This is a genomic window from Poseidonibacter sp., assembly GCF_041821165.1.
Lineage (GTDB): Bacteria > Campylobacterota > Campylobacteria > Campylobacterales > Arcobacteraceae > Poseidonibacter.
The window spans coordinates 1-18124 of the sequence record NZ_JBGUES010000034.1; the positions used below are offsets into that span (position 1 = coordinate 1).

14 protein-coding genes and 1 pseudogene are annotated in these 18124 nt (G+C 27.9%); 7 read left to right on the top strand and 8 right to left on the bottom strand.

Features of this window, described 5'->3' with window-relative positions:
• From ACERKK_RS04555 to ACERKK_RS04565, 3 genes are all read left to right on the top strand, one after another.
• Nucleotides 1–855 (top strand): OmpA family protein (locus tag ACERKK_RS04555; protein WP_373771896.1); only part of this gene is annotated, 855 nt, incomplete at its 5' end.
• 132 nt (nt 856–987) lie between these two features.
• A complete protein-coding gene (locus ACERKK_RS04560) occupies nt 988–1482 on the top strand; it encodes a gluconate 2-dehydrogenase subunit 3 family protein (RefSeq protein ID WP_373771897.1) in 495 nt (164 codons plus the stop codon).
• Nucleotides 1483–1485: 3 nt separating this feature from the next.
• On the top strand, nt 1486–3141 hold the full coding sequence (locus tag ACERKK_RS04565) for a GMC oxidoreductase (protein WP_373771898.1): 1656 nt from the start codon (nt 1486–1488) through the stop codon (nt 3139–3141).
• A gap of 15 nt (nt 3142–3156) precedes the next feature.
• On the opposite strand, the gene ACERKK_RS04570 is transcribed toward ACERKK_RS04565, so the two are convergent.
• Nucleotides 3157–4086, bottom strand: a complete 930-nt coding sequence (locus tag ACERKK_RS04570) for a D-2-hydroxyacid dehydrogenase (protein ID WP_373771899.1) — start codon at nt 4084–4086, stop codon at nt 3157–3159.
• A 2-nt stretch (nt 4087–4088) separates the two neighbouring features.
• Nucleotides 4089–5066 (bottom strand): hypothetical protein, encoded by a 978-nt coding sequence (locus ACERKK_RS04575; protein ID WP_373771900.1) that lies wholly within the window; start codon nt 5064–5066, stop codon nt 4089–4091.
• Nucleotides 5067–5240: 174 nt separating this feature from the next.
• Between ACERKK_RS04575 and prpB the strand changes: the two genes are divergently transcribed.
• The 4 genes from prpB (at nt 5241) to prpF (ending at nt 11397) form a co-directional block, all read left to right on the top strand.
• Nucleotides 5241–6125, top strand: a complete 885-nt coding sequence (prpB, locus tag ACERKK_RS04580; protein ID WP_373771901.1) for a methylisocitrate lyase — start codon at nt 5241–5243, stop codon at nt 6123–6125.
• A 64-nt stretch (nt 6126–6189) separates the two neighbouring features.
• On the top strand, nt 6190–7299 hold the full coding sequence (locus ACERKK_RS04585; protein WP_373771902.1) for a citrate/2-methylcitrate synthase: 1110 nt from the start codon (nt 6190–6192) through the stop codon (nt 7297–7299).
• 216 nt (nt 7300–7515) lie between these two features.
• On the top strand, nt 7516–10110 hold the full coding sequence (acnD, locus tag ACERKK_RS04590) for a Fe/S-dependent 2-methylisocitrate dehydratase AcnD (protein ID WP_373771903.1): 2595 nt from the start codon (nt 7516–7518) through the stop codon (nt 10108–10110).
• Between the two features lie 111 nt (nt 10111–10221).
• Nucleotides 10222–11397, top strand: coding sequence for a 2-methylaconitate cis-trans isomerase PrpF (prpF, locus tag ACERKK_RS04595; protein WP_373771904.1), 1176 nt, complete (start codon nt 10222–10224; stop codon nt 11395–11397).
• Between the two features lie 61 nt (nt 11398–11458).
• Here the strand turns inward: prpF and ACERKK_RS04600 are convergent, their stop codons facing one another.
• The 6 genes and pseudogenes from ACERKK_RS04600 to ACERKK_RS04625 form a co-directional block, all read right to left on the bottom strand.
• Complete coding sequence (locus tag ACERKK_RS04600; RefSeq protein WP_373771905.1) at nt 11459–13579, bottom strand: PAS domain-containing protein; 2121 nt, start codon at nt 13577–13579, stop codon at nt 11459–11461.
• Complete coding sequence (locus ACERKK_RS04605; RefSeq protein ID WP_373771906.1) at nt 13566–14669, bottom strand: substrate-binding domain-containing protein; 1104 nt, start codon at nt 14667–14669, stop codon at nt 13566–13568. The genes ACERKK_RS04600 and ACERKK_RS04605 overlap by 14 nt, the downstream gene beginning before the upstream one ends.
• A gap of 83 nt (nt 14670–14752) precedes the next feature.
• Entirely contained in the window at nt 14753–15295 is a 543-nt protein-coding gene (locus tag ACERKK_RS04610) for a hydrolase (protein ID WP_373771907.1), read from the bottom strand.
• Between the two features lie 154 nt (nt 15296–15449).
• Nucleotides 15450–16388, bottom strand: coding sequence for a hydroxymethylbilane synthase (hemC, locus tag ACERKK_RS04615; protein WP_373771908.1), 939 nt, complete (start codon nt 16386–16388; stop codon nt 15450–15452).
• Between the two features lie 19 nt (nt 16389–16407).
• Nucleotides 16408–17247: a DsbA family protein gene (locus ACERKK_RS04620; RefSeq protein ID WP_373771909.1), complete on the bottom strand. Its 840-nt coding sequence runs from the start codon at nt 17245–17247 to the stop codon at nt 16408–16410.
• A 66-nt stretch (nt 17248–17313) separates the two neighbouring features.
• A pseudogene (locus ACERKK_RS04625) lies at nt 17314–18124 on the bottom strand (DNA polymerase III subunit gamma/tau); the annotation flags it as partial.

The following is an 18124-nucleotide window of genomic DNA, read 5'->3' on the forward strand; positions in this document are numbered from 1 at the left end:
GCTATTTTAGAAGATAAAGATAATAGTATTGAACTTTTAAATAAAAACTTAGATAATCAAAAAGAGTTACTAAAATCAAAATTAGAAACAATAAATTTAAATATAGAAGAGATAGAAAAACTAAAAGCACTATTATTTTCATATACTCTAAAAGATAAAGAGCAAATAGCAGAAAAGCAAAATTTAGAACAAAAAGTTGAAAAACAAAAGAATTTGATTAGTTTAAAAGATGAAGAGTTAATTATGCTTGAAAACAAACTAATTATTCAAAGTAAACTTCATCAAAAAATAGTAGAAGAGTTTGATATAACAAAAGTAAAAATCAAACACCTAACAGGTATTAAAATAAATGTAATATCAAAACTTAGAGAAAAACTTGGTTCTTCAATAAATATAGATAAAAACAGTGGGGCAATTGTATTTTCATCAAATATATTATTTGACCAAGGTAAATATAAATTAAAAGAAGAATCAAAAAAAGAGTTAAAAACAATTTTAAAAAAATATTTACAAGCACTACTTGAAGATGAAAATATTAGAAAATATATTCATAGTATTACAATAGAAGGTCATACAAATAGTGATGGTTCATACTTAAGTAACCTAGAACTTTCACAACAAAGAGCTTTAGAAGTTATGCAGTTTTTATATACATCAAATATAGCCAATAAAAAACTTTTACAAAAATATATAAATGCAAGTGGACGTTCATACTCTGATATTATTTATGATAATAAAAATGTAGAAGATAAAGATAAATCAAGAAGAATAGAAATAAAGTTTAGAATTAAAAATGAAACAGCAATAAAAGAACTTCAAAACTTTTTAGGAGAAAAACTGGGAGATAAAAAATGAATGAAGAAATTTTTAAACCCAAAAAACTTCAAGAATTAAGTGAAAAAATTAAAATCAAAAAAGAAGAAAAACTCACTTTTTTTCAAAAAATCATAAAGGCACTTTTATCATGAGTTTTATTAGGATTTATATATGAAAAGAAGAAGTTTTATTAAATTTTCTACACTAAGTATTTTTTTGTTTTCAAAAGAATCTTTAATTGCTAAAACAATCTCTTCAAATGATTTATTGCTTTTAGATAATGTATATGAAGTGTTGTTTCCAAAAACACAGCAAATGCCAAATGCTAAAGAGTTTGGCGCAACAAAGTTTTTACTTGAGAATATTAATCATAAAAGTTTTTTAGATTATGATAAAAACCTTATTGTTCAAGGAAGTAAAGATTTTATTTCAAGTTTTCCAAACTTTTTAAATCTATCAAAAGAAAAACAAAAAGAGCTAATATACTCAATTGTAAATTCAAATGATTATGCTCAAACATGGCTTTCAAAATTAGTATATTTTGGTATTGAGGCTTTATTTTCAGACCCTATTTATGGTGGAAATACTAATCAAATTGGATGGGAAAGTGTTAATCATAAAATTGGATATCCAAGGCCTCAAAAAAGATATGGACTAAGGTTGTGATGTATGATTTATGATGTATGTGTTATAGGAAGTGGAGCTGGTGCTGGGCCTATTATTTATGAGTTAAGTAAAAAAGGTCTTAAAGTTTGTGTTTTAGAAAAAGGTGATTTTTATAAAAGAAGTGATTTTTCAAAAGATGAATTAACAAATGTTAGAAGAAATATTTATACACCAAAACTAAAAGATGAATATCACACAGTTGAAGAGTTTATAGATAATGAATGGATTAAATTTCCAACCTATGATACTCTTTGGAACTTTTGTAATGGAAACCTAGTTGGTGGTTCTTCAAACTTTATGAGTGGATTTTTTTATCGATTAAAACCTGATGATTTTAAACTTGCTTCAAAATATGGAAAACTGGAAAACTCAAATATTCAAGATTGGCCTATTTCTTATAATGACTTAGAAAAGTATTATGATAAAGTTGAAAAAATCATAGGAGTTTCAGGAGAAGTAAGTGATTATAAATTTGCAGAACCAAGAAGTTCAAAAGATTTTCCATATAAACCCTTAGATGAACATCCAATAGTAAAACTTGTTGATAAGGCTTCTAAAGATTTAAACTTCTCTATTGTTAAAACACCAAGAGCAATACTAAGCCAAAAACATCAACATAGAAATGAGTGTTATTACTCAAACTATTGTGGCTCATATGCTTGTTCAAGTGGAGCAAAAGGAAGTTCAAGAGAAGCATTAATCATTCCAGCATTAAAAACAAATAATCTTAAAATTTTTACAAATGCAAATGTTATAAAACTAAATACAAATAAAGATAAAAAAATAAAATCAGCAACTTATCTTACAAAAGAAGGAAATAAAAAAGAAGTTCATGCAAAACTTTTTGTTGTAGCTGCTCAAGCTGTTGAAACTTCAAGATTATTACTTAATTCAAAAGATGAAAATTTTTTAAATGGTCTTGCAAATAACTCTTTGAATATAGGTAAGAATTTTCTATCTTCAAGTGGAGGAGTTGTAAGTGGAGTTTTTGATGAAAGCAGTATGAATTTAAAAGATTTATTAACTCCTGGTCTTTTTGTAAATAGAGCAATAAAAGATTTTTATTTTACAAAAGAGTTCAAAGGTGGAATGATTGAATTAGTATTTGATCATGCAAACCCAATAAGAAAAGCAAACTTTTTAAAATGGGATAATTCAAATAATTTAATTATAGGAAAAAACCTACAAGATAAAATTTATAATGATTTTACAAAAAGAAAAACTCTAAATATGGAAATATTTGCAGATTGGACACCAAATGATAATGCATTTATTAGTGTAGATGAAAAGTATAAAGATAAATATGGAATTCCTGTTGCAAATATTAGAATAGGCGCTCATAAACAAGACTTAAAAGTATCAGAATTTTTAGCAAAAAAAGCAAAAAAACTTTTAAAACAAATGGGAGCAAAAGATATTACAAGTAATATCTCAAGCTTACCATCAAGTAATTTATTAGCAGGTGGATGCAGATTTGGAGATAATCCTAAAACTAGTGTTTTAAATAAATACTGCCAAGCACATGAGGTTAAAAACCTTTTTGTAACAGATGGAAGTTTTATGCCAACTGGTGGTTCTGTACCTTTTACTTTTACAATTTATGCAAATTCATTTAGAGTTGCTGATTATATAAGTGAAAATTTCTCTAAGTTAATTTAAAAAAAATAAATTTTTCTACTTAGAGATAAACTCTTTTATATTATTAGCAACCATGTGAATCAATCTTTTTCTAGCCTCAATAGAAGCCCAACCTACATGAGGTGTTAAAACTAATCTATCTTTATTTTTTACTTTTAATAAAGGGTTTGATTCTTCAATTGGTTCTTTTGAAACAACATCAATTCCACAATAAATCTCTTTTAAATCAATAACTTTTGCTAAATCTTCTTCATTTATAATTCCACCTCGACCAAGGTTTAATAAAATAGATCCATCTTTCATTTTATTCATATTTTCAAAATTTAATAGATTTTGTGTATTTTCATTTAAAGGACAATGAATACTTACAATATCAGATGTTTGTAATAATTCATCTAATTCAACTCTTTTATAATCACTATTATTGTTTTTACCACTTGTTGAATAATATACAACATCACAATCAAATGCAGCTGCCTTTTTTGCAAGGTTTAAACCAATATCACCAAGTCCAATAATTCCAACTCTTTTTTTATCAAGTTCATAAAATGGTTTATCAATATGAGTAAAAATAGCAGATTTTTGCCATTTACCTTCATCTACATAGTTCTTATAATAATTTAGTTTCTGAACAAAATGAAAAATCATTGCAAACGATAATTGAACTACACTAGAACTTGAATATCCCGCTACATTTTTTACTTCTATATTTTTTTCTTTTGCATACTCTAAATCAACATTATTGGTACCAGTTGCACTTATACATATTAATTTTAAATTTGAAGCATCCATAATTTCTTTTGAGATTACAACTTTATTAGTAATTACAATATCTGCATCTTTTACTCTATTTTTTGTTTGATTTTGAAATGTTACATCATAAGAAGTAACTTCACCTAAAGTTTTAAAAATATCAACATCAATATCAAAACCTAATGTTGCTCTATCTAAAATAACAATTTTCATATTTAGTTCCTTCTTTGTCCAGATTTAGGATCACTTACTTCTTTTTGCAAATCAATTGATAAGTTATGATAAAAAAGTTCCCCATAGTCTGTTGTTCTATTTATAGTTTCGTATGCTTGTTTTATATCATTTCCATATTTTAATGCATCTTGCAAAATCTTTATAATTTTTATAGATTCTAAAAAGTTTACATGTGATGGTGCTTCAATAGGTGAAGAATAATACTTATGCATTCTTTCAACTAAATTTTTATTTCTTATTTCAATAAATACAGACTCAATTGGTGATTTAAAAAAAAGTATCTTTTGCTTAACATTAATAGAAATATATGTTGTTTCCATTCCATAAATTTTTCTTGAGAATGAATCAAATAAGAAAAGTTTCTTATTGTAGTTATTATTAAACAATTCATATATTAGTTCTAAAATTTTGATTTTTTCTTCTTTAGTATAAAAGTTTCCAATACTTGCAAAACAAAATGCTAATACAGATTTAATTGAATACCATTCAGTTGTATCATAATCATATTTAAGCATTTGATCTATTCTTGCTTGTTTTAATTCTTCTATATCTTTTGAAGTTTTTGTTCTGTACACTTTTTGTACGGCTGTATCTCTATACATAGGGCCAGGAAACTGTGCTTGAATAACAAATCTTCTGTTTTTTTCAAGTTCCATAATATATTTTAAACGTCCATAATAATCTTCATCAATGATTCTTACTTCTTTTTGAGGTATTTGAGTAATTGATTTTAAAAACTCATCACTATTACATCCCTCTTCCCATATATAATCAGGATATCTAAATATACTACAAATTTTGTCTTTTATATCTTTACTAGGTTCAATATCAGTAACATTGTCAATCCATGATGTAACCGTTCTTCTGTCTTTATTTATTAAAGATGCAAACTTTGAAATACTTAAATTTGATCTTTTGAATATTTCAATAAATTTTTCTATGGAATTCTTATAATTCATTCTCAACCTTAATCATAACTTTATAGATAATTGTACCATTTTAAAGCATAAGAACAAATATTGTACATAATGCTATGTTTCTATAAAAAATTGTAATTTGTTATACAAAAATCATACAGTACTAGTTTCACTTAATCATGTATAATATTGCTAACTTAAATTTAAAGGATTTATATGAGCGCAGGAAAAAAATTTAGAGAAGCACTTAAGGAAGAATCTCCTTTACAAATCGTAGGTACAATTAATGCATACCAAGCATTACAAGCTACAAAAGTAGGATATAAAGCTATCTACCTTTCAGGTGGAGGAATTGCAAACGCATCTTATGGTTTACCAGACTTAGGTATGACTATGATTGAAGATGTATGTATTGATATTAGAAGAATTACTTCAATTTGTGATACACCTGTAATTGTTGATGCAGATACTGGTTGGGGACATGCATTTAACGTTGCTAGAACTGTTAAAGAATTTATCAGATCTGGAGCTGCTGGTTTACATATTGAAGATCAAGTTGCTGCAAAAAGATGTGGACATAGACCAAATAAAGAGTTAGTTTCTACTGAAGAAATGTGTGATAGAATCAGAGCTGCTGTTGATGCTAAAAACCAATTAGACCCTGATTTCTACATTATTGCTAGAACTGATGCACATGCATCTGAAGGTCAAGAATCTGCAGTTGCTAGAGCAAAAGCTTATGTTGAAGCTGGTGCAGATGCAATTTTCGCTGAAGCTGTTCATACTTTAAAAGAATATAAAGAATTTACTGATCAAATGACTGTTCCAGTATTAGCAAATATTACTGAATTTGGAGCAACTCCAATGTTCACTACTGAAGAATTAGGTTCAGTTGGAATTGAAATGGTACTTTACCCATTATCAGCATTTAGAGCAATGAATAAAGCTGCTTTACATGTATACCAAGAATTAAGAGACAAAGGTACTCAAGAAAGTACTTTAGAAACAATGCAAACAAGAATGGAGCTTTACGATATGTTAGGTTACCATGAATATGAGCAAAAAATGGATTCATTATTTGCAGCAGGTAAATCGAAATAATTTTATTTCGTTTACCAAAAAAATACGTTTAACTAAAATATATATTTAATATTAAGGAGAGATTATGGGTGGATTAGCAGGTGTTACAGCTGGTGTTTCAGCAATTTGTACATGTGGTTTAGGAAATGGACTTAACTATAGAGGTTATGATATCGCAGATTTAGCTTTAAAAGCAGATTTCGAAGAAGTAGCATATTTATTATTAGTTGGTGAATTACCAAACAAAGCTCAGTTAGCAGATTTCCAAGCAAAAATTATTGCAGGTAGAGATTTACCTCAAGAGTTAAAAGATGTATTAAAAGCTTTACCAGCATCTTCTCATCCAATGGATGTTATGAGAACTGCAACTTCAGCTTTAGGTTGTATGGAACCAGAAGCAGAAGATTTCTCTGATCAAATGGATAAAATCACTAGATTATTAGGTGCATTTCCTTCATTCTTAGTTTACTGGCATCACTGGCATGTAAATGGTAAAGAAGTTGAATTAAAATCTGATGAAACTACAATCGCTGGTTACATCGTTGAAAGATTAAAAGAAAAAACTCCTTTAGCAGTTGAAGTTAAAGCTATGAATGCAATGTTAACTTTATATGCTGAGCATGAATTTAACGCTTCTACTTTTGCAAACAGAATTACTGCATCGACTTTATCTGATATCTATTCTTGTATGACTACTGGAATTGGTACATTAAAAGGTCACTTACATGGTGGAGCTAATGAAGTTGCAATTAAATTTGTACTTGGTTTTGATTCTGTTGAACATGCATTAACTGAAGTTGACGCATTATTCGCTAGAAAAGAAAAAATCATGGGATTCGGACACAGAGTATATAGAGAAGTAGATCCAAGATCTCCTATTGGATTCGAATTAGCAAATGAATTAAAAGAATTACCAAATTCAGACAAAAAATTATTTGATATTGCAAAAGCAGTAAGAGATAAAGTTAAAGCTGATAAAGGTTTACCTGATAATATCGATTTCTTCGGTGGATTAATTTACCACTATATGGAAATTGAAAGATTATATTATACTCCATTATTCATTATGTCAAGAGCTGCTGGATGGGCTGCACACGCATTTGAACAAAGAGCAAATAATAGAATTATCAGACCAAGTTCTGAGTACAATGGTGAAGAACCAAGAGCATTCGTTGCTATGGAAGAGAGAGCTTAGTCTCTTTCTTCACTCTTGTTAACACAAGAAAAGATAAAAAACTTACATAAAAAATACGCTTTTAGTTTAGCCTCAAAAATTTGGGGCTTCTAAAAAATGTGCTAGTGCTACACTATACTGTAGACAAACTACAAATAACGATTGATCACTAGCAACACAATAGGATGGTCAATTGAAAACCTCCCCTATTTTAATTACATAAAATGGATATAAAATATGACAAATGATAAATATCTAAAAAAACTAGAAGGTTTCGATACAAGCTTTTATGATGTAAAAGCAGCTGTTGAAGATATTACTCCTGGTTCTTTTGAAAAACTAAACTACACTTCAAGAGTATTAGCAGAAAACTTACTAAGAAAATGTCCTAGTGAAGATTTAGAAGATTCTTTAATTCAATTAATCGAAAAAAGAACTGACAAAGATTTCCCATGGTTCCCATCAAGAGTTGTTACTCATGATATTCTTGGGCTTACAGCGTTAGTTGATTTAGCTGGTTTAAGAGAAGCAGTTGCAGCAGAAGGTGGAGACCCTAAAAAAGTTAACCCAGTAGTTCCTACTCAATTAATCGTTGATCACTCTTTAGCAGTAGAATGTGGTGGATTTGATCCAGATGCTTTCCAAAAAAATAGAGATATCGAAGATAGAAGAAATGCAGATAGATTCCACTTTATTAACTGGACTAAAGAAGCATTTGATAATGTAGATGTTATTCCTCCAGGAAATGGTATTATGCACCAAATTAACTTAGAGAAAATGTCTCCAGTTATTCATAATATCGATGGTATTGCTTCTCCTGATACATTAGTTGGAACAGATTCTCATACTCCTCATGTTGATGCACTTGGTGTTTTAGCTATTGGTGTTGGTGGATTAGAAGCTGAAAACGTAATGTTAGGTAACCCATCTTACATGAGAGTTCCAGATATTATTGGTGTTAACATTGTTGGTACAAGAGCTGAAGGTATTACTGCAACTGATATTGCATTATCTATGACTTCATTCTTAAGAGAAAACAACGTTATTTCTGCTTACTTAGAGTTCTTCGGTGAAGGTATGAAATACTTAAACTTAGGTGATAGAGCAACAATTGCAAATATGACTCCTGAATACGGTGCATCTGCTGGTATGTTTAGTATTGATGAGCAAACTTTAGATTACTTAACTTTAACTGGTAGAGAATCAGAGCAAGTTAAATTAGTTGAAGCTTATGCTAAAGCAAATGGTTTATGGTCAACTGATTTAGTTAAAGCTACATATGCAAGAGAATTAACATTTGATTTAACAGCAGTTACAAGAAGTTTAGCAGGTCCTTCTAAACCTCATAAATTAGTTCCTACTTCAACGCTGAAAGCTGAAGGAATTACTGATAACACTGTTGAAATTGGTGATACTGATATGCCAGATGGTGCGATTTTAATTGCTGCTATTACATCTTGTACAAATACATCAAACCCAAGAAACGTTATCGCTGCTGGTTTAGTTGCTAAAAAAGCAAATGAATTAGGTTTAAAAAGAAAGCCATGGGTTAAATCTTCTTTAGCACCAGGTTCTAAAATTGTTGAAGAGTACTTAAAAGATGCTAACTTACTTCCTGAATTAGAAAAATTAGGATTTGGTATTGTTGGTTTTGCATGTACTACTTGTAATGGTATGTCAGGTGCACTTGATCCAGTTATCCAAAAAGAAGCTGTAGATAATGATATCTATACAACTGCTGTATTATCTGGAAACAGAAACTTTGATGGTAGAATTCACCCATACGTAAAAGAAGCATTTTTAGCATCACCTCCATTAGTTGTAGCTTACGCATTAGCTGGTTCTATTAGATTTGATATTGAAAAAGATTCATTAGGTACTGATACAAATGGTAACCCTATTACATTAAAAGATTTATGGCCAACTGATGAAGAAATCAACGCAGTTGAAAAAGCTTCAGTTAGACCTGAAATGTTTGGTGCAATTTATGACCCAATGTTTGCAAAAAGTGCATTAAGTGGTATTGAAATTTCTCCATTCTATAACTGGAATACAAATTCAACATATATTAATAAACCACCATACTGGGAAGCTGAATATATGCAAATGCCAGCTTTAAAAGGTATGAGACCATTAGGTGTTTTCCCTGATAATATCACTACTGATCACTTATCTCCATCTAATGCAATTTTACCAACTTCTGCTTCTGGTGAGTATTGTTTATCTAAAGGTCTTCCAGTTGAAGATTTAAACTCTTATGCAACACATAGAGGGGATCACCATACAGCTTCAAGAGCTACTTTAGCAAATCCAAAATTATTTAACGAAATGGTTAAAAATGAAGATGGAACTGTTAAACAAGGTTCTTTAACTAAAATCATGCCAGAAGGTACTGAGTCTAGAATGTGGGAAGCTATTGAAACATATACTACAAGAAAGCAACCATTAATTATCGTTGCTGGTACTAACTATGGTCAAGGGTCTTCAAGAGACTGGGCTGCTAAAGGTGTTAGACTTGCAGGTGTTGAAGTTTTAATTGCTGAGTCAATTGAAAGAATTCACAGAACTAACTTAGTTGGAATGGGTGTACTTCCATTACAATTCCAAGCTGGTGATACAAGACATACTTACGCTATCGATGGTTCTGAAACTTTTGATATCGAAGGTGAAATCACTCCTAGAACTGACTTAACAGTAGTTATGACTAGAGCAAATGGTGAAGTTGTTAAATTCACAGTATTATGTAGATTAGATACTTCTGCTGAAGTTGATGTTTACAAAAATGGTGGTATTTTACAAAAATTCGCTAAAGATGTTATTGCATCTAAATAATTATTAACTAAAACGCATCTTTTGATGCTTTTTAGTATTTTAAAGCTTCTTAAAGAAATCATCTGATTTTTTTCAAAAGTTTTAAACTAAAATATCTTTTAAGGAAACAAAATGGCATACAAACCACAATTTAAAGTAAAAGCTACATATATGAGAGGTGGTACTTCTAAAGGTACTTTTTTCAATATTGCTGATTTACCAAAAGAAGCGCAAGAAGATACAAGAAAAAGAGATAAATTACTTCAAAGAATTGTAGGTTCTCCTGATGTTTATAAAAAACAAATGGATGGTATGGGTGGAGCTTCTTCTTCTACTTCTAAAGCTATCTTAGTTGGTAAAAGTGATGTTGAAGGTCATGATGTTGATTATTACTTCTGTCAAGTAGCAATAGATAAAGATTTTGTTGATATGAGTGGTAACTGTGGAAACTTATCAAGTGCAGTTGGTCCTTTTGCTATTCATGAAGGTTTAGTTGATAATGTGCCTGAAAATGGTGTTTGTTGTGTAAGAATTTGGCAAGCAAATATCAAAAAAACAATTCTTTGTTACGTTACTATGGAAAATGGTATGGTTAAAGAAATGGGTGATTATGAAATCGATGGTGTTGCATTCCCTGCTGAAGAGATTCAGTTAGAATTCGTTGAACCAGTTGACCCATCTGAAGAGTTATTTCCTACAGGTAACTTAGTTGATGATTTAGAAGTTGAAGGTGTTGGTACATTTAAAGCTACTATGATTACTGCTGGTATTCCAACTGTATTTGTAAATGCTGATGCTATTGGATATAAAGGTACTGAATTACAAGGTGATATTAACTCTGATACAGAAGCCTTAGCAAGATTTGAAAAAATTAGAGTTGCAGGTGCTTTAAAAATGGGACTAATTACAGATCCAAAAGAAGCTGAAAGCAGACAACATACTCCAAAAATTGCATTTGTATCACCAGCACAAGATTTTATCACTTCAAGTGGTAAAGAAGTTAAAGCATCAGAGATGGACTTACACGTAAGAGCTTTATCTATGCAACAATTACACCATGCTATGATGGGAACTGCTTCTGTTGCTATTGGTGTTGCTGCTTGTATTCCTGGAACTTTAGTAAATATCGCTGCTGGTGGTGGTGATAAAAATACAGTTACTTTTGGACATCCATCAGGTGCTATTAAAGTAGGTGCTACTTTAACTGAAAATGACGGTAAATACAGTGTTGAAAAAGCTTCTATGAGTAGAAGTGCAAGAATTATTATGGATGGTAATGTTCATGTTCCTGCTGGAACAATGGATTAATATTTATTCAAATATTAATAAGAATTTTCATAAAGGGTCTAGATTTATCTAGACCCTTTTTTTATATAGATAAAGGAATTTTTATAGTAAATTCTTCACCTTTATAGCTTTTATTTTCATACTTATAAGATATTGTTTCATTTAATAAACTACCTTTAAAATGATTTTTTATAATTTCATTTGACATATATAAACCCAAACCTGTACCTTGGCTTTGATGTTTAGTTGTAAAATAAGGCTCATAAATTTTTTCTTTTAAATTTCTATTTATTCCACCTGCATTATCATAAATTTTAATTACTGCATTATTATCTGTTTTATAACACTTTAAAAAAATCAATCTTCTATTTTCACTTTTAACTTTTTCAAGTAAAGCATCTTTTGCATTATTTAAAATATTTATAATTACTTGGATTAACTCAAATTTATATCCAATTATTTCACTTTTATCTAAGTCTAAAATGAACTCAATATTATAAGACTTATATGATGTCTCAAAAATTTCTAGATTTTCTCTTACTATATTATCAATTGAAAATATTTCTCTTTCATTATTTGGATTAAAAAAGTTCCTAAATTTTTCAATAATAGTAGATAAGTACTCTACACTTTTTAAAACTTTCTCTAAATCTCTTTTTCCATCTTTATCTTCAAATATTCCAAGTTGTATTTGAACAATTAAACTTGAAGATATTGTACTTATTAAACTTAAGGGTTGTCTCCATTGATGAGCAATATTACTAATCATTTCACCCATTGAAGCTAATTTTGATTGTTGATATAACATCTGTTCTTTCTTATTATTATCTTGTTGTAATAATTTTACATCATTTATATCAGTATGAAAACCTGTAATTCTATAAGCCTTATTATTTTCAAAAAAAGCTTTTCCTCTTACTTTAATCCACTTATAAGAGCCATCTTTACATCTAAATCTATACTCATCTTCATAAAGATTAGTTTTTTTTGCTAGATGTTTTTTAAGTTTATATATTGTTTTTTTATAATCATCTTTATGAATATGTTCTTGCCAAAATTTAATAGATTGGACATCATCAGACTCATCATAACCAATCATTGATAAATATCTATTTGAACAATAAACTTCATTATTCTTAATATTAATATCCCATAATCCATCTTGAACACCATCAATTGCACTTGAATATTGTTCTTTTACTTCTTTTAATTCTTCGATAATATCTTTTAAATTTAATGCAAAACTATCAAACTCAAGTACATCACTACCTTTATATTTTATATCTTTTCCATCTTTCATTTTATTTGCATAATTAATTAATTCAGAGAATGGTTTAATAATATATTTATTTGATAACAAATATAAGAAAATAAAAACAATAACAATAAATAAAACTAAAAAAGAGATACTTTCTATAAAAGACTCTTTAATTATATTAAAAGAGGAGTTTTTTGATACAAAAATTAAATCCAAAACTTTATCATTAAAAATAGTAATTTTTTTATTTGCATAAATATAATTACCTTTTTTTACAATCTCTTTTTTCTTAAATAAGTCCATATTTAATTTTTCTGTATATGATGAAGTTGAGATTAGTTGGTCTTCAAAATATAAATAAACATCTGTTAGTTGTGCTTTTTCTTTTATACTATTTATAAAAGCAAAGTTATCATTTAATATTTTACCAACATATAAAGTGTATAAAACTCTTCCCGTTTCTTTATCTATGACTTTTTTGTTTCTTAAGATTAAAGGATAATTGTCTCCTTTTATTTGAACATTTACGAAGTTATTATTTAATTTTGAACTATTATTTTTCAATTCTTCAACAATTGATTTTGTATCAAAAAGTGAATTACTATAATCTTTTAGTGTATTATTTTTCTTTAGAAAAATTAAATCAAGTTCATCAATAGCTGTAATATTTGCTAGTTTTTCATTTATTAATTCAATTGAATTAATATTATTTGATAAAAAATTACCAACTTCAAATGCTACATTATTTAGATTTCTTTCTTCATTCTCTAAAATTATTCTAGTAAGGTTGTATGTTTGTTTAAAATAGTCTTTAATATTACTCTCTATACTTTTTTGAGTATAGATATAAAACCAAAGTGAAATTACAATTGAGATTACTATTAAAAATATTAATAAAAGTGTACTATTTATAATTGATAAGGAATACTTTTTATTCTTTAACATCAAAAGTATACCTAAAGGCTCTTTCTCTTAGTTTTTTTAATTCCTCTTTTTTAATATCTTTATCAACTATAACCATTTTTCCTGAGAATATTGTTGGTATTTTATCTTCTTTATCTTCTAAATCTAACTTAATAGCTTCAGCCATTGCAACACCATTATCATCATTCATTCTCATAACTGTAACATCTAATAAATCATCTTCGATTGCTTGAAGTTCACTACTTCCTCCACCCCAACCATTTACTAAAATTTTTCCAGTTAAATTTTTTTCTTTTAGTGCTTCAATTACACCTAAAGCAATATCTGTTGAACAAGCATATATAAATTTAATATCATCATTAAGTGCTAATAAATCTAAAGTTGCATTTTTTGCATTTTCTTTACTTGTATGAGTATAATATTCATGAATAACTTCAAGGTCAGAGTTCTTTGAAACATAATCAATAAATTTTGTTCCTCTCATATATCCAATATAACCATTTGATGTATATAAAACAGCATATTTACCTTTACCATTAGTTTTTTTAATATAATAATCAGCTAACATTTGACTTCCTATCATATGATCAAATCCTACGTATAAAAATGGTTGTCTATCTTCCCATCTTCTTAGTGGTGTTGTAATATTTTGAAGTATTAACTTAGGAGTTTTTTTACTAATAATTCTTTCAATAAATTTTGCATGTTTATTTGCATCAAGAACAAATATTAAATAATCTGTTTTTTCTTTTATAGCTTGTGCTAATAAAACTGATTGTTTTTTTATCTCAACATGAGGTTTTGTAGAGTGCATAATTAACTCATATTTAATTCCAAGTTCATTTAATCTTTTTTCAAAAGATACCTTACTTTTAATCCAATAATCTGTTAATTGTTTTCCAGGGTATACTAATACAATTCTTACTTTTTTATCTTGTTTTTTAATTTCTTGGGCATCTTTTTGAATTATTTCAATAAAATCATCACTAATTGTTTGTTGATTAGAAAAATCAATAAACTCTTGAACACCAAAATAATCTTTATTACCAGCCCATAAAATATTGATTAAAAACATAAATACAAATAGTTTTTTTAATGAATTGTTATGCATAGTAAGTCCTAATAAAAATTTTATAATTATAACATAAGAATAATAAATAGAGTAAAGTAATTATTAGTTAAATAAAGTTGCCTTTATTTAACTAAATTTGAGATTTGTTTGAAAACTGGATTTTTTGCATTTACGGTAAGTTCGAATAATAATGATTCATAAGTTGTTGGAATTACACCTGCTTGAACTAATCTTTTAATTGCCATATCAGTATCTTTTTGTTTTCTTGAACTAACACAATCTGTAACTAATACAGGCTGTAAATTTGCTTCTAATAAGTCAATACACGTTTGTAAAACACATACATGAGTTTCAATTCCTGCAACAATAACAAACTTTTTATTTGCAGCCTTTATTGCATCCATTGTTGTTTCATTTTTACAACATGAAAAAGTAGTTTTTTCAAAATGTACATCGTTATCAACAATTTCTCTTAAAGAAGGAATTGTTTCCCCTATTCCTTTTTTATATTGTTCATTTACAATAAAAGGAACTTCTAATACTTTTAAACCTTGTACTAAAGTAACTAGATTTTTTTCAAGCTCTTCTTTATTTGTCATATGAGGGAACAATCTTTCTTGTACATCAACTAAACAAAATAGTGTATCTTCTACATTTATTCTCATTTTATCTCCTTAAAATAATTGTATCTATCATACTAAATATATATTTAAATATCTTGGAAAATATTGCTAATTAAAGAATTTTAAAAAGGAAATAATTTATAATAGAAGAGAAAACAAAGTAAAAAAAGTTTTTACTTTGTTTGTAAAATTTGTTTTATTTAAATGCTACTTTTTCAGCTCTTTCAAGAAGTTCTTTTGCACCTTGGTCTATAAAAGATAATGCTAATGTTTTACCAACAAGTTCATAGTCATTTATATTAGCTGTAACATCTTCGCAAATTGATTCACTACCATCTGGCATTCCAACAATTGCTTGAACTCTAATTTTGTTTTCATCAAGAATTGTAGCTTTTACACCAATTGGTACTTGACAACCACCTTGTAATGTATCAACAAAGCTTCTTTCAATTGTAGATTCAATATGAGCATCTTTATCATTTAACACTGAAATAAGTTCTACAATTTTAGGGTCAGTTGTAGTTTCAATTCCTAAAGTTGCTTGTCCCATCGATGGAATCATTACATCTGTTTCAATTGGTGTAAAGTATTTAACTTCATTTTCAATACCTAATTTTTGAACACCAGTTGCTGCTAAAATAATAGCATCATACTCACCTGCATTTAATTTTGCAATTCTAGTATTAATATTTCCTCTTAAATCTTTAAGAACAATATCAGGTCTTAATAATTTTAAAGCCATTCTTCTTCTTAAGCTTGTAGTTCCAATTACAGCACCCTTAGGTAAATCAGCAATTGTTTCATACTTATCACTTAATAATGCATCTCTTGGATCATATCTTTTAGAAACTGCTGTTAATTGTAAACCATCTTCAAATTGTGTAGGAACATCTTTTAAACTATGTACTGCTAAATGTGCTGAACCTTCTAGCATTGCAACTTCTAGTTCTTTTGTAAATAAGCCTTTACCACCAATTTTAGCTAAAGGAACATCTAAAATTTTATCACCCTTTGTTACAAACTCTTGTAGAGTAATTTCCATATCTGGATAATGTTTTTGAAGTTCTTCTTTTATAAACTCAGATTGCCATAAGGCCAACTTACTTCTTCTTGTCGCAATTACTAGTTTTTTCATTCTTTATTTACCTTTATACTTATTTATTACCAAGTGTTTGGATTTTAGTTTTACTTGTATCTTTTACACCATTTATAAAAATTGTAGGTGTTCCTTGAACCATTACATCTTCACCCATTTTTATATCTTTTAAGATAATATCTTCAATCTGTTTTTTTGAGATTTCTTCAAGTGTTATTTTTGTTTTAAATACTTTATTAAATCCATCTAAGATAAGTTTATCATCTTTAGAATCTGATTGAAAATATGGTTTCCAGTCTGTTGTATAAACTTTTAATTCAACATCTTTTAAACCCTTCTCTTTTGCTACTTCTGCAATTTTAGATAAAGTTTGTGCAGCTGGATGTAATCTTAAAAGTGGGAAATTATAATAATATAAAGCAATACTATCTTTATTTTTATTTACATAATTTATTACATCTGGGATATATTCCATACAGAATGGACATAATGGATCTGAAAATATTACAACTTTATCTTTTGCATTATGATTTCCTGCAATTAACTTTGATTTATCATAATAAACTTCTGTTAAATTTGGAGTTACTAAATCTTTTAATGACTTACCATTTTCTGAATTTATTAAATCCATTGCAATATATTTTCCATTTGAGAAAATAATATCTTTTGCATTAATTTCTTTATTTTGAATTTTAGCTTTTACATCAAGAATATAACCATGCCAACCTTCTAAAGGAAGCTCTTTTTTTGTGTTAATTGTAATTTCTTGAACACTTACACTTGGATTTTGAGATATTCTTTTTTTCTCAAACTCAATAATATTTTGATCACTTGAATTAGCAAATAATGTTGTAGATAAAACAATTCCTGCTGTTAATAGTTTTGAAATATTTCTCATTATGTTTCCCTTATTTAGTCTAGTTTTGGTTTAGTCTAACTATTTTTTATTAATAAAAAGTTAATACTATGTTCTAGTTCTTACAGTGATTTTTTTAATGTCAAAAAGTTCTTTTGCCTTATTTACCATTATTGAATTCATAACATCATCTAAATCTAACTCTTTTTGAGAAGGTTTTGGATTTGAAGTATTATGCATACTTGCAACGCATCCTGAACCCATCTCAATATCTTCAATCATTGAACCTGTATCATTAGAATTATTTTGGTTATTCTCTTGATTTATTTCTTCTTTTTTTACATCTTGCTGTTTATTTTCTTGTTTTTCTTGAACATTTATATTATTGTTATTTAGAATTTTTTTTTTAGTTTCTACATCTGGACTTTTTGAAAAATCAAGTTCAACTTCATTTCCATAAACATCTTGTGCAAAAGTTTTTATTAAACCAAAGTGTTTATATAAGAACTTTCTATCATCACCTTGTGCATAAGAAATAATTTTTAATTTATTATCTTCATAACCATTAAAAATAAAGTTCTTTTCAAAACACTCACCTAAAGAGTAATCTCTATCATAAACTTTTTCTGTTAAATCTGCATATAAGTCATTTGTTTCTTCAAAAACTTCTTCTTCAAAAGGTACAACTTCTATCTCTTCATAAGTATTAGCGACAACTTGTTCTACTATTTTAGCAGGTTCTGTCTCTTCTTCTTTTTTATTAGAATTTTGAGTAAGAATTTCTTCATTTGAAGGAACTTCATCAAATGGTGTTGGATAAGAAACATTAGGTATAGCACCTACAATATCTAAAGGTACTGTATTGTTTGAACTTTCAATAATAGTTTCATTTTCTTGATTTTCTTTTACTATTCTTGTT